This window comes from Mycobacterium sp. NPDC004974 (assembly GCF_053600815.1).
This window is the reverse complement of record NZ_JBSGAQ010000002.1, coordinates 575,564-601,240: the sequence shown is the minus strand read 5'-3', so window position 1 is coordinate 601,240 and position 25,677 is coordinate 575,564. Positions and strand designations below refer to the sequence as shown.

The 25,677-nt window shown below is 67.7% G+C and carries 23 protein-coding genes and 1 pseudogene; 9 read left to right on the top strand and 15 right to left on the bottom strand.

What is annotated here, in order from left to right:
- The first annotated feature begins 2 nt into the window (after positions 1–2).
- Positions 3–533, top strand: a complete 531-nt coding sequence (locus tag ACWEFV_RS07735) for a dihydrofolate reductase family protein (RefSeq protein WP_450069705.1) — start codon at positions 3–5, stop codon at positions 531–533.
- Here ACWEFV_RS07735 and ACWEFV_RS07730 read toward each other — a convergent pair.
- Together ACWEFV_RS07730 and ACWEFV_RS07725 are read right to left on the bottom strand one after the other, a co-directional pair.
- Entirely contained in the window at positions 514–1,161 is a 648-nt protein-coding gene (locus ACWEFV_RS07730) for a TetR/AcrR family transcriptional regulator (protein ID WP_450069704.1), read from the bottom strand. The genes ACWEFV_RS07735 and ACWEFV_RS07730 overlap by 20 nt on opposite strands.
- Positions 1,145–1,282, bottom strand: coding sequence for a hypothetical protein (locus tag ACWEFV_RS07725; RefSeq protein WP_167857670.1), 138 nt, complete (start codon positions 1,280–1,282; stop codon positions 1,145–1,147). Before ACWEFV_RS07725 ends, ACWEFV_RS07730 begins: the two co-directional genes overlap by 17 nt.
- Before the next feature lie 191 nt (positions 1,283–1,473).
- Here ACWEFV_RS07725 and ACWEFV_RS07720 point away from each other — a divergent pair, with 191 nt between their 5' ends.
- On the top strand, positions 1,474–2,271 hold the full coding sequence (locus ACWEFV_RS07720; protein ID WP_450069703.1) for a crotonase/enoyl-CoA hydratase family protein: 798 nt from the start codon (positions 1,474–1,476) through the stop codon (positions 2,269–2,271).
- A 15-nt stretch (positions 2,272–2,286) separates the two neighbouring features.
- Here the strand turns inward: ACWEFV_RS07720 and ACWEFV_RS07715 are convergent, their stop codons facing one another.
- The 3 genes from ACWEFV_RS07715 to ACWEFV_RS07705 all read right to left on the bottom strand — a co-directional run bounded on the left by ACWEFV_RS07715 (position 2,287) and on the right by ACWEFV_RS07705 (position 4,933).
- A complete protein-coding gene (locus tag ACWEFV_RS07715; RefSeq protein ID WP_135451584.1) occupies positions 2,287–2,508 on the bottom strand; it encodes a hypothetical protein in 222 nt (73 codons plus the stop codon).
- A 137-nt stretch (positions 2,509–2,645) separates the two neighbouring features.
- A complete protein-coding gene (locus ACWEFV_RS07710) occupies positions 2,646–4,118 on the bottom strand; it encodes an aldehyde dehydrogenase (RefSeq protein ID WP_450069702.1) in 1,473 nt (490 codons plus the stop codon).
- Between the two features lie 56 nt (positions 4,119–4,174).
- Positions 4,175–4,933 (bottom strand): class I SAM-dependent methyltransferase, encoded by a 759-nt coding sequence (locus tag ACWEFV_RS07705; protein WP_450069762.1) that lies wholly within the window; start codon positions 4,931–4,933, stop codon positions 4,175–4,177.
- Between the two features lie 48 nt (positions 4,934–4,981).
- Between ACWEFV_RS07705 and ACWEFV_RS07700 the strand changes: the two genes are divergently transcribed.
- Positions 4,982–6,151 (top strand): glycosyltransferase family 4 protein, encoded by a 1,170-nt coding sequence (locus ACWEFV_RS07700; protein ID WP_450069701.1) that lies wholly within the window; start codon positions 4,982–4,984, stop codon positions 6,149–6,151.
- Positions 6,152–6,543: 392 nt separating this feature from the next.
- Here ACWEFV_RS07700 and ACWEFV_RS07695 read toward each other — a convergent pair whose 3' ends face one another.
- Positions 6,544–8,160, bottom strand: a complete 1,617-nt coding sequence (locus tag ACWEFV_RS07695; protein WP_450069761.1) for a hypothetical protein — start codon at positions 8,158–8,160, stop codon at positions 6,544–6,546.
- Between the two features lie 17 nt (positions 8,161–8,177).
- Positions 8,178–9,374: a DUF3068 domain-containing protein gene (locus tag ACWEFV_RS07690; protein ID WP_450069700.1), complete on the bottom strand. Its 1,197-nt coding sequence runs from the start codon at positions 9,372–9,374 to the stop codon at positions 8,178–8,180.
- 235 nt (positions 9,375–9,609) lie between these two features.
- Between ACWEFV_RS07690 and ACWEFV_RS07685 the strand changes: the two genes are divergently transcribed.
- Positions 9,610–10,728 (top strand): acyltransferase family protein, encoded by a 1,119-nt coding sequence (locus ACWEFV_RS07685; RefSeq protein ID WP_450069760.1) that lies wholly within the window; start codon positions 9,610–9,612, stop codon positions 10,726–10,728.
- On the opposite strand, the gene ACWEFV_RS07680 is transcribed toward ACWEFV_RS07685, so the two are convergent.
- Genes ACWEFV_RS07680 through ACWEFV_RS07665 form a run of 4 tightly spaced genes read right to left on the bottom strand, consistent with a single transcriptional unit; the run spans position 10,691 to position 14,084 of the window.
- A complete protein-coding gene (locus ACWEFV_RS07680; RefSeq protein WP_450069699.1) occupies positions 10,691–12,175 on the bottom strand; it encodes an AMP-binding protein in 1,485 nt (494 codons plus the stop codon). The genes ACWEFV_RS07685 and ACWEFV_RS07680 overlap by 38 nt on opposite strands.
- Position 12,176: 1 nt before the next feature.
- Positions 12,177–13,148: a phosphotriesterase family protein gene (locus tag ACWEFV_RS07675; protein WP_450069698.1), complete on the bottom strand. Its 972-nt coding sequence runs from the start codon at positions 13,146–13,148 to the stop codon at positions 12,177–12,179.
- Between the two features lie 19 nt (positions 13,149–13,167).
- Entirely contained in the window at positions 13,168–13,584 is a 417-nt protein-coding gene (locus ACWEFV_RS07670) for a PPOX class F420-dependent oxidoreductase (RefSeq protein ID WP_450069697.1), read from the bottom strand.
- Positions 13,581–14,084 carry a MarR family winged helix-turn-helix transcriptional regulator gene (locus ACWEFV_RS07665; protein ID WP_450069696.1) on the bottom strand — a complete coding sequence of 168 codons (504 nt, stop codon included), beginning with the start codon at positions 14,082–14,084 and terminating at the stop codon, positions 13,581–13,583. Before ACWEFV_RS07665 ends, ACWEFV_RS07670 begins: the two co-directional genes overlap by 4 nt.
- A 105-nt stretch (positions 14,085–14,189) precedes the next feature.
- On the opposite strand from ACWEFV_RS07665, the gene ACWEFV_RS07660 reads away from it, so the two are divergent.
- Positions 14,190–14,804, top strand: a complete 615-nt coding sequence (locus tag ACWEFV_RS07660) for a class I SAM-dependent methyltransferase (RefSeq protein ID WP_450069695.1) — start codon at positions 14,190–14,192, stop codon at positions 14,802–14,804.
- Here the strand turns inward: ACWEFV_RS07660 and ACWEFV_RS07655 are convergent.
- Entirely contained in the window at positions 14,801–15,118 is a 318-nt protein-coding gene (locus tag ACWEFV_RS07655; protein WP_450069694.1) for a GNAT family N-acetyltransferase, read from the bottom strand. The two genes, ACWEFV_RS07660 and ACWEFV_RS07655, sit on opposite strands and share 4 nt — an antisense overlap.
- A 40-nt stretch (positions 15,119–15,158) precedes the next feature.
- Between ACWEFV_RS07655 and ACWEFV_RS07650 the strand changes: the two genes are divergently transcribed.
- From ACWEFV_RS07650 to ACWEFV_RS07640, 3 genes and pseudogenes are all read left to right on the top strand, one after another.
- Positions 15,159–16,745 carry an MFS transporter gene (locus ACWEFV_RS07650; protein WP_450069693.1) on the top strand — a complete coding sequence of 529 codons (1,587 nt, stop codon included), beginning with the start codon at positions 15,159–15,161 and terminating at the stop codon, positions 16,743–16,745.
- 54 nt (positions 16,746–16,799) lie between these two features.
- A pseudogene (locus ACWEFV_RS07645) lies at positions 16,800–17,490 on the top strand (TetR/AcrR family transcriptional regulator); the annotation flags it as partial.
- A gap of 4 nt (positions 17,491–17,494) precedes the next feature.
- Positions 17,495–18,436 (top strand): R2-like ligand-binding oxidase, encoded by a 942-nt coding sequence (locus ACWEFV_RS07640; protein ID WP_450069692.1) that lies wholly within the window; start codon positions 17,495–17,497, stop codon positions 18,434–18,436.
- Between the two features lie 276 nt (positions 18,437–18,712).
- Here the strand turns inward: ACWEFV_RS07640 and ACWEFV_RS07635 are convergent, their stop codons facing one another.
- Positions 18,713–22,984, bottom strand: a complete 4,272-nt coding sequence (locus ACWEFV_RS07635) for an alpha-(1->3)-arabinofuranosyltransferase domain-containing protein (RefSeq protein WP_450069759.1) — start codon at positions 22,982–22,984, stop codon at positions 18,713–18,715.
- A gap of 40 nt (positions 22,985–23,024) precedes the next feature.
- Positions 23,025–23,198, bottom strand: coding sequence for a DUF2613 domain-containing protein (locus ACWEFV_RS07630; protein WP_003891682.1), 174 nt, complete (start codon positions 23,196–23,198; stop codon positions 23,025–23,027).
- A 103-nt stretch (positions 23,199–23,301) separates the two neighbouring features.
- On the opposite strand from ACWEFV_RS07630, the gene ACWEFV_RS07625 reads away from it, so the two are divergent.
- Positions 23,302–24,441, top strand: a complete 1,140-nt coding sequence (locus tag ACWEFV_RS07625; RefSeq protein ID WP_450069691.1) for a glycoside hydrolase family 3 N-terminal domain-containing protein — start codon at positions 23,302–23,304, stop codon at positions 24,439–24,441.
- A gap of 9 nt (positions 24,442–24,450) precedes the next feature.
- On the opposite strand, the gene ACWEFV_RS07620 is transcribed toward ACWEFV_RS07625, so the two are convergent.
- Positions 24,451–25,632, bottom strand: coding sequence for an amidohydrolase family protein (locus tag ACWEFV_RS07620; RefSeq protein WP_450069690.1), 1,182 nt, complete (start codon positions 25,630–25,632; stop codon positions 24,451–24,453).
- Positions 25,633–25,677: the final 45 nt, after the last annotated feature.

Sequence of the window (25,677 nt, the reverse complement as noted above, 5' to 3'; positions counted from 1 at the left end):
TGGTGAAGACCGTGTACTACACCGCGTCGAGCTTGGACGGGTTCATCGTCGACACCGAGGACAGCCTGGACTGGCTGATCTCGCGGAACATCGATCAGCAAGGCCCGTTCGGGTACGACGAATTCATCAAAACCATTGGCGCGCTGGTGATGGGGTCGACTACCTACGAGTGGATCGTGAAGAACCATCCCGAGGAATGGGGGTACGACCAGCCGACGTGGGTGCTGACCCATCGGCCGCAGATCGTCTCCACCGAGTATCCGGTGCAGGTGTTCTCCGGAGATGTCGCCGAGCTGCACCCGAAGCTGGTCGAAGCTGCGGCGGGAAAGGATGTGTGGGTGGTCGGCGGAGGGGACGTCGCCGCCCAGTTCGTCACAGCCGGGCTGATCGACGAGATGATCGTCAGCTATGCGCCCTGCACACTGGGGGCGGGATCGCCGGTCCTGCCGGTCCGTTCGGAGTGGGTGCTGGCCGAATCTGCGCTCAACGGCGACTTCGTCTGCGCCCGCTGGGTCAGGGCGTCGACCGACTGAACCGGGGCACTCCGTTACGCCGGACGAATTCCCTTGATTTGATCAGGAATTCGAGTTGTCGGGCCACGTCGTGCAATGGATCGACCGATCTTGACGACCGGCACAGCACCACGGCGCCCTCCAGGGAAGCGATGCACATCACCGCCAGGGAGGATGCGTCGGATTCGTCGAAACCGTCGGCGGCGAAGGCCACGGTCAGGGCGGTGCGCCAGCGGTCGAAGATGGCGGCGGCCGCCGCGGTGAGATCAGGATCTTCGTCTGGGGCGGCGATCGCCACCGCGACCACCGGGCAACCCGCGGTGAAATCGCTTCCGGTGAGCATGCGTTCCCAGAATTCGACGAATCGGTGCACCAGATCCCATGCGCTGCCGGAAGTTTCGGCGTCGATGACGTCGCCGATCGTGTCCGCGGCGAACTGGAGCGCCTCGATCAGGATCTGACGGCGGCCGTCGGGGAAGTGGTGGTAAACCGAACCGCGCGGTGCGCCGCTGCGGGCGAGTACTTCGTCGATCGTGACTCCGGCCGCGCCCCGCTCGCGCAGCACCTCGACCGCGCTGCCGAGCATGCGGGCGCGGGTGGAGCCGCGCTTGTTCCGCGGCTTCGTGGCGGTGTCAGGCGACCCGGTCATGCAGGAATTGCGAGGAACAGCGAAGCAACATCCGCGGGGTGATGGCGCGCACCGGGGTGTGCGGTGTGCGGACCCGACGGGTGAACCGGTGACCGGCGAGGTTGAGTTCGACGACCCACATCGCGCACCACCCTTCTATGTCGTCCACCATAGAAATGGCGGAATCCTCGCATGAAGTCGAGTATCCAACGAACATGCTTGCAAACAAAGACTAGCAGGTGAACCGCTTCTGAACAGGTCCTCACGGGATGCCGGGCCGACGCGCAATTATGGCTTCTTGCATAATTCTGCGAGCGGGCGTTGACTGCCCCTATGACGACTGACCCGGCCTTCGACACCCTCACGCTGCAGCGGGATGGCCACGTCCTGCTGATCGGGCTGAACCGCCCCGAGAAACGCAACGCGTTCAACGTCGCGATGCTCACCGATCTTTCCCTCGCCTACGGTCTGCTCGAATCCGACGACGACCTGCGCGTCGGTGTGCTGTTCGCGCACGGCGAGCACTTCACCGCCGGCCTCGATCTCGTCGACGTGGCGCCGTATGTGGCCAGTGGCGATTTGCCCATGCCCGAGGGCGGTCGTGACCCGTGGCGCCTCGACGGCGACTGGACGAAACCGGTGGTCGCCGCCGCCCAGGGCCGATGCCTGACCCTCGGCATCGAACTGCTCCTGGCCGCCGACATCCGAGTCGCAGCGCAGGACACCCGGTTCGCCCAGATCGAGGTGCTCCGGGGCATCTATCCGTTCGGCGGCGCCACCCTGCGACTACCGCGTCAGACCGGCTGGGGCAATGCCATGCGGTGGCTACTCACCGGTGACGAGTTCGACGCGGCCGAGGCGCACCGGATCGGGCTGATCCAGGAAGTCGCGCCGGATGCCGATGCGGCGGTCGCCCGAGCCCGCGAGATCGCGCACACCATCGCCGATCGCGCCGCACCGCTCGGGGTCCGGGCCACCCTCGCCTCGGCTCACACCGCCTCGCGCGAGGGCGACGCGGCCGCGATCGCGCGACTGCGGCCCGTCGTTGCCGAACTGTTCGCCACCGCTGATGCCGCCGAAGGCGTGCAGTCCTTCATCGAGCGACGGGCCGCGAACTTCCAGGGCCGCTGACTATCAGCTGGAAAATCAGCCGGCGGACTCCAGCGCGACGAGCGCCGCGGCGACGGCGAAGAACTTGTTCGACCCGAGCTGGCGCACGGTCTTGATGTTGAACGCCGCGGCGAGATGCTCGGCGTCGGCGTCGGTGACCCCGGCCAGCGCCGCAGGCGAGGCGTCCAGGATCTCCTTGAGCGACTTGCTCTCGTAGGCCTTGTCGAGCGACTTGTCTAGATCAACGGAAACTGCCACGGTGCCTCCTTGTTGTCGGGCCGCCTACCGTAGTTGCCCAACCTGAATGCAAGCTGTCCACTTCCTGGCCGAGAAGACGCAAAACTGCCCCAAAACCGGTGTTCTGGGGCAGTTTTGCGTCTGTTCGCGGGGAAAAATTAAGGGGTGTAGCCAAACGGCAGCAGCACACTCTTGGCCTGGGTGTAGGCGTCGATGCCCTCCGGGCCGTTCTCGCGGCCGATGCCCGAGTTCTTGAAGCCACCGAACGGGGCGCCCGGATCGAAGGCGTACATGTTCACCGCGTAGGTGCCGGTCCGGATCTTCGAGGCGATCTCGACGGCCTTCGGGAAGTCCGTCGTGTACACGCTGCCGGCCAGGCCGTACGGCGAGTCGTTGGCGATGCGGATCGCGTCTTCCTCGGTGTCGAACGGGATCACCACGAGCACCGGCCCGAAGATCTCCTCCTGGGCGATGGTCATCGAGTTGTCGACGTCGGCGAAGACGGTCGGCTGCACGAACCAGCCCGAATCCAGGCCCTCGGGACGGCCACCGCCGGTGACGATGCGGGCGCCCTCCTCGACACCCTTCTTGATGTAGCCCTCGACCCGCTCGCGCTGCTTCTCGGAGATCAGCGGGCCGATCATCGAGGCCGGGTCGTCGGGCAGACCGACCGGCATGGCGGCGACGGCGGCCGAGAGCTTCTCGACGACCTCGTCGTACCGCGACCGCGGAGCCAGGATGCGGGTCTGGCCCACGCAGGCCTGGCCGCAGTTCATCAGGCCGGAGAACACCAGCATCGGCAGGGTGGAATCCACGTCGGCATCCTCGAGGATGATCGCCGCGGACTTGCCGCCCAGTTCCAGCGTGCAGGGCTTGAGCTTCTCGGCGGCGATCTTGCCGATCTCCTTGCCGACGCCGCTGGAGCCGGTGAAGGTGAACTTGTCCAGCTCGGGGTTGGCGGTCAGGGCGCGACCGGTCTCCGGGCCGCCCGGGACCACCGAGAGCACGCCCTCGGGCAGGCCGGCCTCGGTGAGCACCTCGGCGAACAGGTTGGTGGTCAGCGGGGTCTCACCGGCCGGCTTGAGCACCACGGTGCAGCCGGCGAGCAGGGCCGGGCCCAGCTTGTTACAGGCCAGGAAGAAGGGCACATTCCAGGCGATGACGGCGCCGACGACACCGATCGGCTCCTTGATGACCAGGGTCTGGCCGTAGATGCCGTCGCGGATGTCTTTCCAGTCGTACTTGTCGGCCGCACCGGCGTAGTACTGCAGGCTCGAGACGCCCGCGCCGAACTGCATCATGTCGACGATGGTCGGCGGCTGGCCGGTCTCCAGCTTCAGCAGGTGCTTGAAGTCCTCGGCCCGCTCGTTGATGAGCTCGACGGCCTTGGCCAGCACGGCCTGGCGCTCCTCGGGGGACATGTGGGGCCACGGGCCCTCGTCGAACGCTTTGCGGGCCGCGGCGCACGCGGCGTTGACGTCAGCCTCGGCAGCGAGTGGCACCTGGCCGACCTTCTCGCCGGTCGCGGGGGAGAACACCTCGATGACCTCGGAGGTAGCGGGTTCCACCCATTGGCCGCCGATGAACAGCTTGTCGAATTCCGTCCTGATGGCGGCTGAACTCTGTGTCATGAGCGTCACATTACCTAGATTTCCTAGAAAAACGAGAACCTGTTCCAGTGAACGGGTCAGGACGGCTGAAGAACCAGCACCAGATTGCTCACCAGGAACTCCCGCAACCCAGGTACCGAGGTCATCCACCACGCCCATCGTGGGTGGTAGCGGGGAAAAGCGGCGATGAGGGCGCCGGTGCTGGCGGCCCATTGCAGGCCGTCGCCCGCCGACACCGCGAACAACGACGAGCCGTAGTCGTTCTTGGGTCGATGCCCGTGTTTGCGGGTGTACCGTTCGGCCGCCCGGGCTCCGCCCAGATAGTGCGTCAACCCCATCTCATGGCCGCCGAACGGGCCCAGCCACACCGTGTAGGACAGCACCACCAGCCCGCCGGGCTTCGTCACCCGCAACATCTCGTTGCCCAACCGCCACGGGTGCGGGACATGCTCGGCGACATTGGACGACAGGCAGATGTCGACACTGTCGTCGGCGAACGGCAGGGCCATCCCTGAGGCTCGGACGAAGGTGCCCTCTGCCGCGCCGGCGGCCGGGCCCGCGTGCATTTCACGAGGATCCGGCTCTACCCCGATGTAACGCATGCCGGCGTGATCGAACGCCGACGCGAAGTAACCGGGCCCACCGCCCACGTCGAGCACCGTGCGTCCGGCGGCGGATTCGCCGGTGGCCGCCGTCCATAAATCGGTGGTCATGGCGACGGTATCGGCGGCCAGCGCCCCGTAGAAACGGGCCGGTTCGCTCTGCTCGAACCGGAACTGCGCCAGCAGACGCACCGATCGGCTCAGGGTCGCCCGGCGGGCGAAGCGCGCGGAGATGTCGCTGGGCTGCACCCGCCCAACCTACTGACCGGTACCCTCAACACGATGTCTGCCCGTACTGATCCACGCCTGCGGAGCGTCCTGCTCTTGTGCTGGCGCGACACCGGGCATCCCCAGGGCGGCGGCAGCGAGGCCTATCTGCAGCGGATCGGCGCGTGTCTGGCCGACGACGGCGTCAACGTCACGTTGCGCACCGCGCGTTACCCGGGGGCGGCCCGCCGCGAGGTGGTCGACGGTGTGCAGATCAACCGGGCCGGTGGTCCCTACAGCGTGTACATCTGGGCCGGGCTGGCCATGGTGGCCTCCCGCGTCGGCCTCGGGCCGTTGCGCGGGGTCCGGCCCGACGTGGTCGTCGACACCCAGAACGGGCTGCCGTTCCTGGCGCGGCTGGCGTTCGGCCGCCGGGTCGCGGTGCTCGTGCATCACTGCCACCGGGAACTGTGGCCGGTGGCCGGCCCGGTGCGCGGCCGGATCGGCTGGTTCGTCGAGTCCAAACTCTCCCCGCGACTGCACCGTCGCAACCAGTACGTCACCGTGTCACTGCCCTCGGCCCGCGATCTCAATGAGCTCGGGGTGGATTCCGGCCGGATTGCGGTGGTGCGCAACGGGCTTGACGAGGCTCCCGGTCCGACGCTGGAGCTGCCGCGGTCGACCAGCCCGCGGCTCGTTGTGCTGTCACGGTTGGTGCCGCACAAGCAGATCGAAGATGCCCTTGAGGCGGTCGCGGCACTGCGTGCCGAGGTCCCCGGGTTGCACCTGGACATCCTGGGCGGTGGATGGTGGCAGCGGCGGCTGGTCGAGCACGCCGAACTTCTCGGCATCTCCGATTCGGTGACGTTCCACGGTCACGTTGACGAAGAGACCAAACACCGTGTGCTGCAGAAGAGTTGGGTGCACGTTCTGCCGTCGCGCAAAGAAGGCTGGGGACTTGCCGTCACCGAGGCCGCCCAGCACGGGGTGCCCACCATCGGGTATCGCGCATCCGGCGGGCTGACCGACTCGATCGTCGACGGGGTCACCGGGTTGTTGGTCGAGGATCGCGACGCGCTGGTCGCGGGGATCCGTCAGCTGTTGAGTGACCCCGTGATGCGCGTCCAGCTGGGCAGCAAGGCTCAGACCCGCAGCGACGAATTCTCCTGGAGGCTCAGCGCGGACGCGATGCACGCCGTGCTGGGATCGGTGCACGAGGGCCAGTACGTCAGCGGGCTGGTGTAGTCAGCGCGGCCGCCAGTCGGCGTGGTGGTCACACCAGTCACAGCTTTCGGAGCGATATCCGATGTGCCCGGCTGTTAGCGACAATCCAGCGACAGGTGGCACTCCTGTAACGCTGGACCCACTAAACCCATTGCCGTTGCGCATTTTTGGCACTTGAGCATCATCGACCCCGTGAACCACAGGGGTCCAGTGTCCACCTATCAGCGACTCTGTCGCTGATAGCCGGGCAAGCCCAAATCCGTTACGTGCGAGCCGGTTGGGGCTTCAGTGACGTGAGTACTGATCGACCGTGTGACGAACAGTGCTCACGGTACGCATGAGGTGATTGTCGCTGAAAAGTCGCGCACAGCCGGGCAACTCGGCAGTTGCTTCCGCGCTGCGACACGCCGGGGTTAGCGCGTTTCTGATCCTCGGCGTCCTCGCCAGGCGCTGACCGCCATCCCGGCCGCCCCGCCCACCAACACCCCCAACCACACCAGGTGTGCGGCGATCATCACGCCGCGTTGTGAGGCGGTGGGGGCCGAACCACCGACTCGGTGCACCGAGACGTCTCGATCGGATTCGCGCACCACCCAGCCCACCCCGGCCTCGGCCAGTTGCTGATCGGAGGCTCCCGAGAGCACCAGGTCCTGTACGGCCCGTGCGCGTACCCCTTCACCGGGCACCGTCTGACCGCCGATGGACAGATCCCCGGTCGTCAGCACCTCGGCGCGCAGCCAGCGGGGCAGCGGATCGAGCACCGGACCGGCAGGCGCCCAAGAGAATTCACGCATGCTGTCCGGCGGCAGCGCCACCACGGGTCGGGGCTCGGCGTTGATCTGCGCCGCCGCGGCGGCCCAACTCTGCGGATAGTGCACGGCGCGCACCTGATTGCCCACACCCCACGCCAGGTCGGGCAACACCGCGATCAGTGCAGCACAGCTCACCGCGGCCGAAGCGGCCAACGGCACCCGCAGCCGTCGCAACGTGACCGGCGCGGCGGCCGCGGCCAGCACGTAGCCCGGCATGGCCAGGGCCACCCATTTCTGCCCGTCACGCACCACGCCGAGGCCGGGCACCGCCCGGATCGTCGCATCGACGAACGCGAGGCCGGGGCCGGTGGCCATGGCCGCCGGAATCAGTACCGCCGTCGCGGCCAGGATCAGCAGCGGTGCCGCCGTGCGGTTGCGCACCACCACAGGCAGGCCGAGCGCGACGATGCCGAGCAGCACAGCGGTGGCCACTACTGCGAAAAGCGTTGTACGCGAGCCGGGTACGGCGTCGCCGTTCCAGATACCGCCGAGGCCGGCCAGGCTGCCCAGGGTGGCCAGACCGGGCTCGGCCCTGGCTGCGAAGGCGTGAACCCCGGCCGGCGACTCCGGAGCTGCCACCGCGCCGCCGACAGCCGCGGCCACCAGCCACGGCGTCGCGGCAAGTACAGCGGATCCCAGTGCGAGGGCGGCGACCCGCAGGCGTCTCCAGCCGGTGCCAGGGGCCGCAACACATACGAGCGCGACCGTCGCGGCCAGCATCAGGCCCGTCGGCGTCAATCCGGCCAGCGCGGTCCAGAACGCCAGGCCCCACGCCGGCCCCATCCCGGAACCGGCCCGCAGGCGCAGCACGCACACCGCCACCCAGGGCAGGCAGCCGTACCCGACGAGCAGGCTCCAGTGCCCCTGCAGCAGCCGTTCGGCCACAAAGGGATTCCAGATGGCCAGCGTCGCCGCGATGAACTGGCCCGACAAACCCGATCCCAGGACGGTGGAGGCCAGCCGGGCGGCTCCCCAGCCGGCCACCCACAGACCGGCCACCAACAACACCTTGACCACCACCCCGCCGTCGAGCACGGCAGAGGTCAGGGCGATGAAGAAGTCCTGCGGCAACGCCCGTGGTGCGGCCTCGGACAGTCCGAGTGCGGCATCCGTCAGATACGACTGGGGGGTGGACACCGCGTCGCGTAAAAGCAGATAACCGGGCGCCAGCAGCGGCCCGGTTATCAGCAACGACAGTGCCAGCGAATACGCCGGCAGCAGAGCAGAGCGCAGGCTCAGATCGGCCGGTCCGGTGGTAGGTCGGACGGTCGTTGAGCGGGCAGTTTCTCGGTCTTGGCCTCGGCACCGGGAACCTGGAAGCCCTGGGTGTCGAAGAAGCCGTGATCGGCGGTGTCGAGTCCGGGATCGATCAGAGTGGACTCGGCGCGCACCGCGAACGAACCCACGACGGCGCCACCGACCAGTGCCAGCAGGCCCAGCGCGGTGAACGTGATCGGCAGGACACGGGTCCACAGTGACACCCGGTCACGCTCGTCCTGAGCGGCCGCGACCTGAGATTCCACGGTCTCCTCGTTGTAGGTGACCTTGTAGTCGACGTAGGTCACCTCGGGCTTGAGCGCGTCCCGTGCGTAGTACTGGTAGCCGTGATCCTGCGTCTTGACGATGGTGCCCGACACCGGGTCCACCCAGAAGGTGCGCTGCGCGGCGTAGAAGCGGTCCATCGTGATCCGCTCGTCGGGTTCGCCGGGCACACCCCACATCTCGGGGCTCGCCGTGACGGTGCTGTCGGCGTCGTCCTCGTAGAGCGAGGAGTACTTGATGGGCTCGGCCAGCTTGCCGTTGGAGTCGTAGCCCACGTTCTGGATGAACCGGTAGGCGGTCAGCCCGTTGACGTCTTCTTCACCGTCGTAGTTCGCGTCGAACGCCTTCTGGGCGATCGGGTCGAAGAACGGGTAGGTCTTCTTCTCGGTATCGAACGGGAACCGGTAGGTCAGGCCCTCGTGCGGAAGCGCGACGTTCGTCGGCGGCTTCTCGTCCTCGATGGCCCGCGGCTTCTGCAGCGCCCCGCCCGGGTTGTTGTCGCTGGACACGGCCAGCGCGGTGCTGCGGTTCATGGTGACGGTGTCCACCATCGCCAAGAGCAGGCCGGAGTCCTTCTGCTGGTCCGTCCGCCGCAGCGTGCTGCCCACCTGCAGCGTTACCACGTCGGCGTTCGACGGTGATTCCACGCTGACCTGTTGCTGAAGTGCCACCGGCACGTTGCGGTCCACGGAGAATTTCGGGGCCACCAGCGATTCCGGATCGAAAGCGGTCGCGGTCCCGTCGCTGACCAGGCTGGCATCCAGGTTGAGCGGGATCTTGGCGATCTTGCCCTTGGTGTACGTGGTCAGCAACAGTGCGGCAATGAGCAGGGCTGCACCCAGCCCCATCAGTCCGCATGCCGCGATACGCAGCGCCACTGCGCGGTTCAAACCGTGCCTCCTTCAGTGTGGGCCAACTCGTCGTGAGGCAAACCCGTTCGACCCTAACAGCACTATTTAAGGCCATCACTTACTCCGGTTGCACGTCGCGGGTGCGTTGACCCGCAGTTTGGCGGGGTTGCCATGGCGCGGCACACTGGTCGCCGTGGCGACCGGAGCATCGGACCCGGAAACCGGTCCGGAGGCGGTCGGGGGAACACGTGGTTTCCTTCCGGCCGTCGAAGGCATGCGCGCATGCGCGGCCATGGGTGTGGTGCTCACCCACGTTGCCTTCCAGACCGGTCACACCACCGGGGTGAGCGGCCGGTTCTTCGGCCGATTCGACCTTGCGGTCGCGGTGTTCTTCGCGCTCTCGGGGTTCCTGCTGTGGCGTGGTCATGCCGCAGCCGCGCGAGGTTTGCGCCCCCGCCCCCGCACGGGTCATTACCTGCGATCCCGCATCGTGCGCATCATGCCCGGCTATGTCGTGGCGGTCGTGGTGATCGTCCTGCTCCTTCCGGAGGCAAAGGCCGATCTGACGGTGTGGCTGGCGAACCTGACCCTGACCCAGATCTATGTGCCGCTGACCCTGACAGCGGGGCTGACCCAGATGTGGAGTCTGTCGGTCGAGGTCAGTTTCTATCTGGCGTTGCCGCTGCTGGCGCTGTTGGCGCGGCGGCTGCCGGTGCGGGCCCGTATCGGTGTGATCATCGCCCTCGCAGCGTTGAGCCTGTTGTGGGTGCGCATCCCGTTCTCCGGCACCACCGGGCTCAACCCGTGGAACTGGCCGCCGGCGTTCTTCTCCTGGTTCGCCGCGGGGATGGTGCTCGCTGAACTCACTGTGAGCCCATTCGGCTGGGTGCACCGGTTGGCCCGGCGCCGGATTCTGATGGGCGTCATCGCCGCGGTGGCGTTCGCGATCGCGGCCTCGCCGCTGGCCGGCCTGGAAGGGCTGCGCCCGGGCTCGGTCGGCCAGGTGACGCTGAAGACCGCGATGGGCGCGATCGTCGCGGGCGCGTTGCTGGCCCCGCTGGTCCTCGACCACCCCGGCACCAAACACCCGATTCTGGGCAACCGGGTGATGGTCACGCTGGGCCGCTGGTCTTACGGTCTGTTCGTCTGGCATCTGGCGGCGTTGGCCATGGTGTTCCCGATGATCGGGGAGTTCCTGTTCAACGGGCAGATGCTGGTGGTGTTGGTGCTGACCCTGGTGTTCGGCTTCGCGCTGGCCGCGGTGAGCTACGCGCTGGTGGAATCACCGTGCCGGGAGGCGTTGCGGCGCTGGGAGTACCGGAACGAGAGCCCGGTGCCGCCGCTGGACAGCTCGATCACCGACGAGCCCGAGCCTGCTCCAGCCGCGCGATGACCTCGTCCCGCACCGCGGTACGACGGGCCTTGCCTGCGTCGTCACGCAGCGGCGTGTCGACGAACTCCACGTCAGCGGGCACCTTGTAGCCCGACAGGCGCTCGCGCAGGAAGGCCTGCACCGCAGCGGCATCCAGGTCCGACGCACCTGTTGTCTGCACCAGAGCGTGTGGCACCTGGCCCAGGTCTTCGTGGGGTACGCCGACGACCAGACAGGACAGCACGTCGGGATGGTCGGCCAGCGCGGATTCGATCTCGGCCGGGTAGACGTTCTTCCCGCCGACGGTGAACATGTCCACCCGCCGGTCGTTGAGGTAGAAGAAGCGCTCGGGGCCGTCGTCGACGTAGTACCCCAGATCTCCGAGCGAGTCCCACCCGTCCCGGCTCTTGGCCGTACTGCCGACGTAGCGGTAGGTGGGCGCGCTGCCGGGTCCGGGCCGCATGTAGATCTCCCCGGTGACGCCGGGCGGGCATTCCCGGCCGTCGTCGTCGAGCACCTTCATCTCGCCGGCCACCACCACACCGATCGATCCGGGGTGGGCCAGCCACTGCTCACCGGAGATGAAGGTCAGCGCCTGCAGTTCGGTGCCGCCGTACAGTTCCCACAGCGCGTCCGGGCCGAGCAGATCGATCCACGCCTGTTTGACGGCCGGTGGGCAGGGTGCGCCGACGTGCCAGAACCGGCGAATGCTCGACAGGTCATAGGCTTTCGGGTCGGCCCGGTAGACCGGTAGCAGCCGCTGCATGATGGTGGGCACCGTGGTCAGGAACGTCACGCGGTGTTCGGTGACCAGCCGCAGGAACTCGGCCGGGTCGAAGCGGGGCATGAGTACCAGGTGGTGGCCTTGCAGCAGCGCGATCGCGAATGTGGTGAAACCGGTGTTGTGGCTCAACGGCACGGACATCAGCGTGACGTCGTCGGGTTGGGCGCCCAGCGGGACGCCGATCAGGGCCGGCACCCGGCTGTCGCCGCCCGCCTCGATCAGCTTCGGGCGTCCGGTACTGCCGCCCGAGGCCATCGACTTCCACGTCGGTGCGACCGCCTCGGGTAGCGGTGCATCGGACAGCGTGGCATCGGGGGTGAAACCGGTTGGCAACCATGGTGTTTCACCGGCTTGGCGGCCGACCACCAGGGCCCGGGGGCGCAACGCCAGGATTCCGGCGAACTCGGAATCGGGCAACCGGGGCGACAGGGGTTGCGGCACCGCGCCGAGCTTCCAGGTGGCCAGGGTGGCCTGCACCCATTCGATCGAGTTGGGCAGACTGATGGTGACGTAATCACCCTGTCGTACACCGTGTTCGGCGTAGGCACGGGCGAGTCGATTCGTGGAGCGGTCCAGCTCGGCTCGGGTGAGCGTGATGCCCTGGCACGTCACCGCAGGCCGGTCGGGGTCGGCCTCGGCCAACTGGGTGAACTGGGTCGGGATCGTCGGGATGGCGTCGGTCATCTCAGTACCCGCCCTTGCGGTCGAAGATCCGCCGCGGATTGTCCACCAGCATCGTGGTGATCTGCTCCTCGGTGACCCCGCGCTCACGTAGTGCCGGCAGGACGTCTTTGTGGATGTGCAGGTAGTGGCTGTTCGGAAGGGCCTGGGCGGTCAGTTCGTCGGGCAGCGCGTCGAAGTAGCACCAGGTGTCGTGCGAGAGCACCATCTGCTCGGCGTGACCGCGCTCGCACATGGTCGCGACGGTCGCGACCCGCTGCTCGAACGGAAGGTAGACATCGACGCCGAAGCGGTCCATGCCGATGTAGGAGCCGTTGGCGATCAACTCCTCGAGGTAGCCGATGTCGGTGGTGTCGCCACAGTGGCCGATGATCACCCGGGACAGGTCGACCCCCTCCTCGGCGAAGATGCGCTGCTGTTCCAGGCCGCGCCGGCTGGCCGCATGGGTGTGGGTGGAGATCGGCACACCGGTCTGCCGGTGGGCCTGGGACACGGCCCGCAGGACCCGTTCGACGCCCGGGGTGACGCCGGGTTCGTCGGTGGCGCACTTGAGGATCGCGGCCTTGATCCCGGTGTCGGCGATGCCGTGTTCGATGTCGCGGACGAACAACTCGGTCATCGGTTCGGGCAGGCCCACTGCGGGTCCGCTGAAGTGGAACGTCAGCGGCAGGTCGTTATAGGTGTAAAAGCCGGTGGCGACGACGATGTTGAGGTCAGTGGCCTCGGCGATCCGGGCGATACGCGGAATGTAGCGGCCGAGTCCGATCACCGTGAGATCGACGATGGTGTCGACGCCGTGGGACTTGAGTTCGGTGAGCCGCGCGATCGCGTCGGCTTCCCGGCTGGCGTCGTCGCCCCAGGACTCGGGGTAGTTCTGGGTCAGCTCGCTGCTCATGATGAAGACGTGCTCGTGCATGAGCGTGACGCCGAGGTCGGCGGTATCGATGGGTCCGTGGGCGGTGTTGACTGTCGGCACGAGCCCGATGCTAGGTGTGTCAATCCGTTGTGTTCGGGGATTCGGTCCAGTCACGGGCAGTGGTGCCGGCACCGTCGAGTCCCCAGCTGATGATCCGGCGCGGCACGATGCGGATGACGTCGCCGGACAACCCGCCGTCAGTGGTGCCCGCGTCGGGCAACGCCGTTGCCGTACCCCGAATCTCGATTCCGTGGGCCTGGGGTGGTGTCACCGAGGTCACCGTGTCGACGATAAATGCCACCTGCGGGTTGCGAAGTACGTTGCGCCACTTCTGTGTCGACGCCAGCGCGCGTCCGACGATGTCGATGCCGGCCTCGTCGGGACTGAGGTGGACGCCGACGGGGCGGATCTGCGGATCACCGTCGCGGCCGACGGTGCTCAACCGCCCGATCGATTGCTCGCGCAGGTAGGCCAGTTCGGCGGGGGTGAATGTCATGGGTTCTGCTTTCCGTCGTCATGTTGCAGGAGATCGGTCTGCAAGTGGGTGTGCAGCCTGGTGAATACTCGCTCGACACAGTCGAGTTCATCGGGCCGGATGTGGTCGAAGAACAGTTCGCGCACTGATTCGCTGTGGAGTGGCACGGCGACGCGCAGCGCGTCGGCACCGGTGGCGGTCAGCACCGCGCGGTAGCCCCTCCGGTCCTCGGGGACCGGTTCGCGCAGCACCAGGCCACGCTTGGTCATCGAGTTGATCTGATAGGTGATCCGGCTGCGGGAGAACACCATCTTCTCGGCGAGTTCGCTCATCCGCAGGCGGTGATCCGTGGCATCCGCCAACATCATCAGCAGGTGGTAATCGATCAGGCTGAGATCCGTGGCCTCCCGGAGACGCTCGTCCAGCATCGTCTCCAGGCGCAGGCTGGACTCGATGTAGGGCCGCCAGGCCCTCTCCTCGGCTGTGGACAGCTTGCGCGCCATCTTCCTCCAATCGGCCAACTGGTTCAGGTTTGAACAGTCTGAAGTATCGCCTTGTCACCGGGCCGATCTCGACCTACAGTCAATATAGTACAAATTTGAACTAAAGGAACGGAGACGGACGACATGACTCACCGGATCGATTGGGACGACGCCTACCGGCAGCAGCAGACCCCCGCCTGGAGCATCGGTGCACCGCAGCCGGAATACACCGCGATCATCGACACCGACGGTGCCGTACGTGGTGACGTGCTCGACGCCGGCTGCGGTCACGCCGAGCTCGCACTGGCACTGGCGGCGCGTGGCCACACCGTCGTCGGCATCGACCTGAGCCCGACGGCCGTCGCTGCCGCGGCTGCGGCCGCCGAGGAACGCGGGCTGACCAATGCCACGTTCGTGGCCGCCGACATCTCGTCGCTCACCGGGTACGACGGGCGGTTCACCACGATTTTCGACAGCGGGCTACTGCACGCCCTGCCGGACGAACTGCGCGACGGCTACCTGCGCTCGATGTACCACGCGGCAGCTCCCGGGGCGCGGTTCTACATTCTGGCGTTCGGCACCGGGGCATTCGGCGATCACGACGGGCCGGGCCCCACCCAATTCACCGAAGACCAATTGCGCGAAGAGGTTTCGCGGTACTGGCAGGTCGACGAGATCCGGCCGGCCCAGCTGCACGCCGCCCTGCCCGAAGGCCGCGCACAGATGCCGGGCTTCCTGGTGACCGCCACAAAGGTCTAGTTGGCGGCTTCGACCACGGCCAGCACCTCGGGGGTGACCGGGTCGAGGATGTCGTCGAAGTCGTGGTGGGTCTTGACGTACTTGGCGACATACGGGCACACGGCCACGATGCGCTTGCCGGCCGCGCGGGCATCGGCCAGCGCGGCCGACACCAGCTCGCCGGCCAGGCCGCGTCCGCCGAACTTGTCGTCGATCTCGGTGTGGTAGAAGATGCGCTGATCGCCCGAGTCGACATAGGCCTCGAGGCCGGCATGCTCACCGTCGACGGTGATCTCGTACTGGCGTGCTTCGGGAATGTTGCGGACTTCAGCCATGTCCTCACTATGCCGCAGTAGCGCTGGCACGATCGGGTAGATGGCCGTCACCGCAACGTCGACGTGGGCGCCGCTGGCGTCGCCGGTCTACCGGGCGCTGTGGATCGCGCAGTTCGTCTCCAACCTGGGTACGTGGATGCAGACGGTCGGCGCCCAATGGATGCTGGTCGGGGATCCGCGCGCCCCGGTGTTGGTGCCGTTGGTGCAGACCGCCACCACGCTGCCGGTGATGCTGCTGGCCCTGCCGTCGGGTGTGCTCGCCGACCTGGTCGACCGGCGCAGGCTGCTGCTCGCCACCCAGGGTGCGATGGCGGCCGGGGTCGCTGCGCTCGCGATGCTGACCGGTGCCGGGCTGGCCACCCCGGCGGTGCTGCTGACCCTGCTGTTCCTGATCGGCTGCGGGCAGGCGCTGACCGCGCCGGCCTGGCAGGCGATCCAGCCGGATCTCGTTCCACGCGAACAGATTCCAGCTGCTGCCGCACTGGGCAGTATGAGTCTGAACGGCGCCCGGGCGATCGGTCCGGCGATCGCCGGGGCGCTGGTATCCCTGTCGGGCCCGACGCTGGTGTTCGCGCTCAACGCGGTCTCGTTCGCCGGCATTGTCGTGGTCCTGCTGCTCTGGCGTCGCCCCGCCGCCGAGCATGTTTTGCCCGCCGAGCGACCATTGGCCGCGCTCAGCGCGGGTGGCCGGTTCATCCGCAGATCGCCGATCATCCGGCGGATCCTGCTGCGCGCGGTGCTGTTCATCGCGCCGGGCAGCGCGCTGTGGGGCCTGCTCGCCGTCGTCGCCGAACGTCAACTGGGCTTGTCATCGTCCGGGTACGGGCTGCTACTGGGTGCGCTGGGCGTAGGCGCGGTGCTCGGTGCCCTGGTCTTGGGGCGACTGCAGTCGGCCTTCGGCCTGAACATCCTGCTGATCGTCGCGGCTTTCGGATTCGCCGGAGCCACTGCGGTTCTGGCTCTGGTCCACAATTTCGGCATCGTTCTCGCGGCGCTCGTCGTCGGTGGTACGTCGTGGCTGCTGGCGCTGTCCACGCTCAACGCGTCCATGCAGTTGAGCCTGCCCGCCTGGGTGCGGGCTCGTGGGTTGTCGGTGTACCAGCTGACCTTCATGGGCGGCCAGGCGATCGGCTCGCTCGTATGGGGCCTGGTTGCGGGTGCGGCCAGCACCGTGACGGCCCTGCTGATCAGTGCCGGCCTGTTGGTGGTGTGTGCGCTCTCGGCCTGGTGGTGGCCGCTGCACGAGCGCACCGGCGATCTGGACATGACTCCGTCCGCGCACTGGCCTGAACCGGCCCTGGTGTTCGAGCCGGAGCCGCCCGATGGTCCCGTATTGGTGCTGACCTCCTATCGGGTGGAGCCCCGGCACGAGACCGAATTCTTCGCTGCGATGGGCGTGCTCGGCCGGTCCCGGCAGCGCACCGGGGCCACGCAATGGCGGCTGTTCCGTGCCGCGGAGCGCGAAGGCGTGTTTGTCGAGGCGTTCGTGGTGCGGTCCTGGGACGAGCATCTGCGACAGCACCGCACCCGGCTGACCGGCCACGACCTGCTCATCGAACAGTCGGTTGAGCGGTGGGTCGACGGCGAGCCGGTTTCGCACCACCTGATCGCGGTGAGAACTCCTTGACTGTGAGCGCCATCACAGTAATATGACCAGTGGTCATACAGGCTGGAGAGTCAGATGCCGACGGTCACCTGGGCACGTTTGGATCCCGCTCGCAGGGATGCGATAGTCGCGGCCGCCGAGGCGGAGTTCGGGGCCCACGGGTACTCCCGTGGCAGCCTCAACGTCATCGCCCGGCGGGCCGGCGTCGCGAAAGGCAGCCTGTTCCAATACTTTGCGGACAAGCGCGACCTGTATGCCTTCATCGCCGACATCGGCAGCCAGCGAGTGCGCACCTACATGGAGGAGCGCATCCGCTCGCTCGATCCGAACCGGCCGTTCTTCGATTTCCTCACCGACCTGCTCGACGACTGGGTGGCCTATTTCGCCGATCACCCCAGGGAACGGGCGTTGCACGCTGCCGCCAGTTTCGAGGTTGACGTCGACGCCCGGGTCAGCGTGCGGACGGTTATCCACCGGCACTACCTGGACGTGCTGCGACCTCTCGTGCGGGACGCGCAGAACCGGGGTGACCTGCGGGCGGACGCCGATACCGACGCCATGCTTTCGCTGTTGCTGATGATCTTCCCGCATCTGGCGCTCGCGCCGTACGTCCGTGGGATGGATCCGATCCTGGGCCTCGATGAGCCCAGCCCTGAGCAGCCAGCTCTCGCCGTGCGCAGGCTCGTCGCGGTGCTGGCGTCCGCCTTCGCGGTACTCAAATCGCCGGCGGCCACCGAAGCAGCCCACCAGACCTGAGGAGGTCAATTCCCATGTCACACACAAATTTCGGCTCGCTCGCCAAGGGCGGTCTCAATTGGGACAGTGTGCCGTTGCGGCTGTTCGCCGGCGGGAATGCGAAGTTCTGGAATCCGGCCGACATCGACTTCTCCCGCGACCGGGCGGACTTGGAGGCGCTGACGGATCGGGAACGTGAGTACGCCACCCGACTGTGTGCCGAGTTCATCGCCGGTGAGGAGGCGGTCACCAAGGACATCCAGCCGTTCATGGCCGCGATGCGGGCTGAAGGGCGCCTGGGCGACGAGATGTACCTGACCCAGTTCGCTTTCGAGGAAGCCAAACACACGCAGGTGTTCCGCATGTGGCTCGACGCCGTCGGGATCAGCGACGATCTGCACAACTACTTCGACGAGCTTCCGGCCTACCGGCAGATGTTCTACGAGGAGCTGCCGGCGTCGCTGGATGCGTTGTACACCGACCCGTCGCCGGCCGCCCAGGTCCGGGCGTCCGTGACGTACAACCACATCGTCGAAGGAATGCTTGCGCTCACGGGATACTATGCGTGGCACAAGATTTGCGTTGACCGAGGGATCCTGCCCGGGATGCAGGAGCTGGTCCAGCGGATCGGGGATGACGAACGTCGCCACATGGCATGGGGCACCTTCACCTGCCGGCGTCACGTTGCCGCCGACGATGCCAACTGGGCGGTTTTCGAGAACCGGATGAACGAGCTCATCCCGCTGGCGCTGCGTCTCACCGAGGAGGGCTTCGCCCTCTACGCACCGGACATCCCGTTCGGCCTGGTGCAGGACGAGTTCATGCAGTACTCCGCCGACAAGGGCATGCGCCGGTTCGGCACCATCAGCAGTGCCAGGGGCCGGCCGCTCGAGGAGATCGACCTCGACTACTCACCGCTGACGCTGGAGGACACGTTCGCCGACGAGGATGCCAAGGCTTTGGCGGCCACGGCATAGCTCCGGGCAGTGCGGTGTCGGCGAACCCCTCCATCGCCGACACCGCAGCCGTGCGCACCGCATAGTGCGCAGCCACGCGAACACGGCCAACCCAGATGGTCTGCCTGTCAACTGACTGCGTAGTTACTGCATCCAGTCGGGCGCAATCCAGGTCCGTAACCTGCGATCCCCCACACAGCAAAGTGTTTCCGGGACTGCGCCACGCGTGCCGGTACCGTAAGTACCGCATACCCGTGTTGTCAACAGCTCCGCCGGATCTTTCGGCGCAAGCCCAGTTCAGCCGTGGTCGGCGGGTGCCGCTGCCGGCTGCGTGACGGGGTCCGATGTCCGCTCAGGAGTTCGCGGCGGCGTGATCGTGGAGGCCGCGACGAAGGTGACCGACAACAGCGCGAGCAGCTGCACCCACGGCGAGTGGCCGACGTAGCCGTCGACCGACCGCCAGGGGTACTGACTCAGCGTCGCGCCGGCCAGGATGAGTCCACCCGCGGCCACTGCCACGGTCAGGTTGTCGCGCCAGCGGTCGCGGTCGCGCAGTGCATAACGCACACCCAGCGCGCCGCCGGCGACCAACAGCCCTGGCAGGCCGGAGATGGCCGTCCCCACCGCGAGTACAGCCGCCCCGGCGAGCGCCGGGGCCGGTTGCCATGGTCGCACCGGGTCGAGATCCGGACTGCGGCGCCGGGCCGGCCACAGTGCCAGCAGCGCCAGCACCGGCAGCAGCGCGAGCCCGCCGATCAACCCGATGCGGTACGGCCGGTTCGAGGGGAACGACAGCGTCACGGTCCCGCCCGGGCCGGCCGGCACCACCCAGCCCTGCTGCCATCCGTTGACCTTCACCGGGGTCAGCGCGACACCTTCGGCGTTGCGCGCGATCCAGCCCGGGTTCACGCTTTCGGGGACCACCAGGACGCGGGCGTCGGCGGCCGCCGGCACCTGGACCTGACGACGGTCCGGTGTCCATACCGGGGTGTCGACGGGAGTGGTTGTCGCCGTGCGTAGTTGGGCGGCTGCCTGGGTGTTCAGTACGACGCCGTCGACGACGAACGCCGAGCCGGGGCTGACCAGCAGCTCCTGTTGGCCCGCCGGCAGGGCGATCGGGCCGGTCCGGCAGGGATGGGCAGGAATCGGATCTCCGTCGAGCAGGGCTCCCACGGTGGTGCGCACCGAGGTCTGGACGAACTGCCCGGCCACGCCGATGATCGGACCCTTCCCGCATGGAAGTGTCACTGAGCGTTTGCGATTGGCGGCGGAATCGGCCGCGGCGATGGGCTTGCCGTGCACGTCGAGCACGGTCAGCTCGGCAAGCCCGGGCGGCTTGAGCTGATCGAAACCCAGTGAGGTGCGGTCGATGATGTCGTTCCAGCCCAACAACGACACGGTGATGGTGTCGGTCACCCGCGGTTTGAGCTTTGCCGTCTGGACGTCACTGTTGCCGGCCAGCTCATGCATCTGCGGGCCGTCGCCGAGGTCGATCGCCACAAGTGTCGGGTGCGCCGGCGGTTGGTTGGCGCCGGGATCGATCCGCAGTGCGCCGACTTCGGTCGGTGCGGGCAGTTTCAGCGTCAGCGTGGGCGGTGCCTTGAACTGGACGACGCGTTGCGGCGCAGTCCAGGATGTTCGCGGGTCACCGTCGGTGGCGGCGTAGGACGAGCCGAGCACGTCGATCGGATCGGCGTCACCGGAGGCGCGGGTGGTCCCGGGTTGGGCGACCAGATCGGCCAATTGGGGTCCCTGGCGTGACCGGATCCACACCGTCGGCTCGACCTCGGTGGGGGTGGGCACCGTCAGCGTGCGGCTCAGGTTGACGGGCTCCTCGGAGGACAGCGCCAACGCCGCCGCGCACCGTACCCCGACCGGACTGTCCGCGCACCCCGGCCTGCCGAGCAGTTCGGTCCCCAGATCCCATTGAGCGACAACAGAATCCGCCGGCGGCGCGGGGACTTCCACGGTGTGCCGCAGGTTGACCTGGTGGGCGAAGCCCGATGCGTCGTACTGGGTCACCGACAGGTCGGTGATGCCGAACTGAACACCGGGAGAGCCGTCGTTGGTGGCGACCGCGGTGATCCGCACCCACGGGGTCTCGCCGACCGGCAGCGGGATGGTCAACTGCTGACCCGCGGTGTCGAAGCGCAGACTGCTGGTGCCGGTCGCGGTGGCCACCTCGATGCGGCGTACCTGGGCGCCGACCGCGGTCGCGCTGGGGGTGATGGTCAGCGTGGCGTTGGTGACAGGGTGGTCGAAATCGACCTGCAGCCACTGGCCGACAGCGGCCTGTAGGGCGTTGGACACCCATGACGTCGAACCGTCGCTGTCGATGGCCGCGACGGGCCCGGTGGCCGGTGCGACGTTGGGAAGCGCGGTGGAGTCCGCCGCGGAACTCGACACGGATACCCGTCCGCCGGTCCACTTGCCGTAAACCGGCGCGGCCCTGTCGGCCGGATAGTCCGGGACTCGGTTGTGGGTGTGGCGGGCGTCGTCGGGGGTGCGGATCGCCGAGGCATGGTCGTCGACGCGGCCGTAATCGATCTCGCGGGCCGTCGGGGTGTCGGTGACGATCACCCCGGCGGATCGGTCCGGCTGTACCGGCAGGCCGGCCCGCTCGGCGTCGGCGGTCAGCAGCATCGGCCCCAGCGGAGGCTGGCCGGCGAGGCGCCGGCGCTCGTCCAGGCGCAGCAGCGCCTCGGGTGCACCAGCCACCCGTGTCATTGCGTCAGCGTCGACCAGATACGGCGCGGCCGGGTTGGTTCCGCCGGTGTCGACGCGGTAGATCTCGACGGCGGGATACCGTGGCCGCAGGCCGCTGTCCGCGACGAAGCCTTCCAGCGTTCCCGGTCCCGACGAGTCGCCGAACTCCGCCACCTTCGTCAGTCCGGGTGAACCCTCGATCGAGCGGTGCACCAGCACGGGGCGGGCCGACCGGGACACGTCCGGATCCAGGTCGTTGCGCAGTACGACAAAGGAAATGCCTTGTCGCGCAAGGCTGTCGGCCAGTCCTGCGGAGGGGCGGCCGGCGGCGAACAACCGTTGCACCGAGTCCAGGGCGCGGATGGTCTCCGGCGGGGTCAGCGGGATCGAATCCCGTACACCCCACGGGCTGGATCCGAGCACCTGCAACGGCTCGTCGTGGCTGTTGCCCCAGGTCTGGGTGGCGAACGGGGCGCCGGGAGCGACCAGGACCCGGCCCCGCTCGGTGTTGTGCGCATCGAGCCAGTCCGCGGTGTCGTGCCAGTACTGCGGGATCGCGGTGAACGTTCCGACCGGCGCGATACGGCCGGTCCAGGCGATCGAGGTTCCGGCGGCCAGGGCTGCGAGGACCACGATCGCGACGGCGATGCGCTTGTCGCGTTCGGGCCGGGAGAAGGCGCGCACCCACACAATCCGAGGTGCGCTGCCCGGCAACGGAATCCGCCCCAGCAGATGAGCAAGGCCCAGCGCCAGCGGCAGTCGCAGCACCGGATCGAGTTTGGCCAGGTTGCGCAACGGCGTGCCGGTTCCGTCCAGGAAGTCCTGAACGGCCGCACCTACGGGTGAGCCCAGTCCCCCGGAATAGCCCAGGGCCAGCAGCACCACGCCGACCAACAGCATGGTGATCAGCCGGCCCCGCGCGGGCATCGAGCGCAACGCGAGCCCGGCCAGCCCGGCGGCTGCCACCAGGGTGGTGGCCAGGACCGCGACCGTGCTCGTCACGAGCGATGCCGCCGCAGTCGCGGTCGACGCCACGAACGGGGTCCAGGTGTGGGTACCGCGCAGCATCTCGGTCAGCGACATCCACTGGGTGGTGACACCCGACGATTCGATGAAGTCCAGGAACGGTGGGCTGATCCGGCCCAGCAGCACCAGCGCCACCACCCACCAGGTGACGGCCAGCACCCCGCACAGGGCCCACCATGCGGTGAATCGCCACCACAACCGATTCGGCCGGTGGCAGGCCCACCAGATGATCGCGGCCAGGCAGCCCGTCAGGGTGGCGACCGCGTTCACCGCGCCCATGAGCGCCACCGCGCCCGCGGACCGGGCGGCCAACATCCGTAGGTTCCGGTCGCCTTGACCGGATGTCGCCGCCGGGGCGGCTCCCCGGAACGCCAGGATGACCGGCAGAAGCACCCACGGCGCCAGCATCACGGGCAGCGTCTCCGACGAGATCGCACCGAGGGTGGTCAGCACCCGTGGTGACAGCGTGAACGCGAGTGCACCGAGCACGCGCGAACTGGTACTGCCGATGCCCAAGGCCTCCGCGACCCTGATGAAGCCCCAGAAACCGACGGTCAGCAGCAGTGCCCACCACAACCGCTGGGTCACCCAGCCGGGAACTCCGAGCAGATCACCGGCCAGGAAGAACGTGCCGTGCGGAAAGAGGTAGCCGTAGGCCTGGTTCTGCGCCTGCCCGAACGGCAGATCGCTGTTCCACAGATTGAACGCGCGCGCCAGGAACCGCAGTGGATTAGCGGTCAGGTCGAGCTTTGTATCGGGTGATATCTCTCCGGGCGACTGGGCGAAAGTCAGGAGCAGTGTCGCAGCGGCGACCACCCACAACCAGCGCCGCGACAGTGGCGAGTCAGGTGCCCGCCGCGTCAGCGGCACATCCAAGCTAGGACCGGTCGCCGTACTCGACCCGGTTGAGCACCGATGACGCCGGGTCGCCCGCTTGCAGCGGAGGCTTCGTGTCCTGCTGCACCATTAGCGTCACACCGAAGACGGCAGCCGCCCCCAACAGCAGGCCGACGACAATGCTGGCCGCGGAGGGTACGACAAACCGGTTCACCCGGCCAACCTAGCACGGCGATACCCCTAATCCGTGCGAGGTGGACCTGCGTCGACACGCAGAGAATCGATTACCGCTTGCCCAGCGGCTAAGGTCGGGGCCCATGGCTTCACCGCGTCTCGTCGCAACTTTCGCAGCGTTGTCCGGGCTGTTGCTGGCCTGCTCTCCGAGCACCCCGGCGCCAGAGTCTCAATCCTCGGACACGAAGCCGATGTCCACCCACGCGCCGATGCCGGCAGCCCCGGTGTGTGATCTGGCCGCCCTGTCACCCCGCGACAAACTGGCCCAACTGCTGACCGTCGGCATCAAAGATGCGGCCGACGCCCGTTCCGTGGTGTCCGAGCAGCACGTCGGCGGAATCATGATCGGCAGCTGGACCGACCTGTCGATGCTCACCGACGGCTCCCTGCCCGATATCTCGGCCGCCGGCCCGGTGCCGCTCGCGGTCACCGTCGATGAGGAAGGCGGCCGGGTATCACGGCTGGCCTCGTTGATCGGCGAGCAGCCGTCGGCGCGGGTACTGGCCCAGACCAAATCCGTCGACGAGGTGTACGGCATCGCGCTGGACCGCGGGAAGAAGATGCGCGACCTCGGAATCACTGTCGACTTCGCGCCCGTGGTCGACGTCACCTCGGATGCCGACGACACCGTCATCGGTGACCGGTCCTTCGGCGATGACCCGGCCAAGGTCACCGAGTACGCCGGCGCCTTCGCGCGTGGGCTGCGGGACGCCGGCGTGCTGCCGGTGCTCAAGCACTTCCCCGGCCACGGTCACGGCTCGGGCGACTCGCACACCGCCGGTGCCGTCACCACGCCGCCCCTGGCCGAACTGCAGAACAACGACCTCGTGCCCTACAGGACCCTGACCACTCAGGCCCCGGTCGCCGTGATGGTCGGACACCTGGAGGTGCCCGGTCTGACCGGATCGGATCCGGCAAGCCTCAGCCCCGCGGCCTATGACCTGCTGCGCTCGGGCAACTACGGCGGACCCGGCTTCAACGGCGTCATCTACACCGACGACCTGTCCAGCATGGCGGCGATCAACCAGCGCTACGGCGTGGCCGCGGCGGTACTCAAGGCATTGCAGGCCGGGGCGGACAACGCGCTGTGGATCACCACCGACGAGGTGCCCGCGGTGCTGGACGGGCTGGAGAAGGCATTGGCCGACGGCCAGCTGAACCAGGCCGCGGTGGACGCTGCCGTGCAGCGCAATGTCGATGCGAAGGGCGGGGTGCACTGCTGAGCGCACTGCTCACAGCGAGTACACGCGCTGGGCATTGCGCACCCCGATGAGATCGACGAAGCGGATCGCGTCGTACTCGCTGCAGTCGCCTGCGCGTACCCAGCCGCCCAGCACCAGTCCCATCGCGCGCCGCCACAGCACCGAACCCAGCAGATGTAGTTCGGGTGGGCCGAAGGCGTCCGACGAGTAGAGCTGTTTGGCAAACGGCGCGGTTTCCAATGCCTCGGCGACCAGGCCGGTCGACCGCGCCCCGAGATGGTTGATGCCAAGGCCCACATCGAAGTTCACGTTGTCGAAGGCCTGCGCCAGGTAGCCGGCCTGCCGGTGGAATGGATAGCAGTGCAACAGCAACACCGGCACCGGGGGCATCGTGCGGAGCAGGGGCAGCAACAACATCGGGTCGGTGCGGTGCAGGTCCAGATCGCGGTCCCCGAATCCGACATGCACCTGCAACGGCAGTCCCAGCTCGGCGCTCTCGTACACGCCGAATGCGATCAGGGCCGGGCTGTCCGCCCGGATCGACGGCCGGTCGGCGAGTTCCCGGGCGTGCTCGACGACCACCGCATCGTCAGGGCGGGCCCAGTCGATGTCGAATGAGGTCCGATAGGCCGCGATGGTCTTGGCGCCCACGACGGGTGCGGCCGTTGGGGTTTGGGTGGCATCGCGCAGCGCGGAGCGGAATGCGTCGGGAAATTCGCCGGGTGCGGTGCCGGCTTCCAGAAGCTGTTCGGTGAGGCGCTCCAGACGCAGGATCTCTGCGGACGGGCGACCACTGAGCTCAGTGAGCCGCTGCGGGGACGTGATCAGATCGCCTTGGAATCCGGTGTCGACGATCCAGCGGTCGACCCGAGCCTGCGGCAGCAACAGGGAGGCCAACTCGGCCGGGGTGAACTGGCTGCGCCGGTCCCAGTACGCGTCGGCATCGGCGTGAGCGGGTAGGCCGAGCAGCGGGGCGCACCAGCGTCGGATGGACAGACCCAACGGCGAGTCGAACTGGGTCATGAAGCCGGGGATCGGACTGGTGGATGCCTCGTTGATCGACGCCTCGAATCCGGCCCGGTCGATCGGCCCGTCGAAGGCACCATGCACGTGGTGGTCGATCAGCGCGACTGTGCGCAGGTGCTCTGCCAGCGCCTCGGGAACCTCGGCATCGACACCGTCGAAGATGTCGGCGAGTTCACCATCGGGCATCGCGCGCCACCTCCGGTGCCCAATACACCACATCAAACCTGCCAG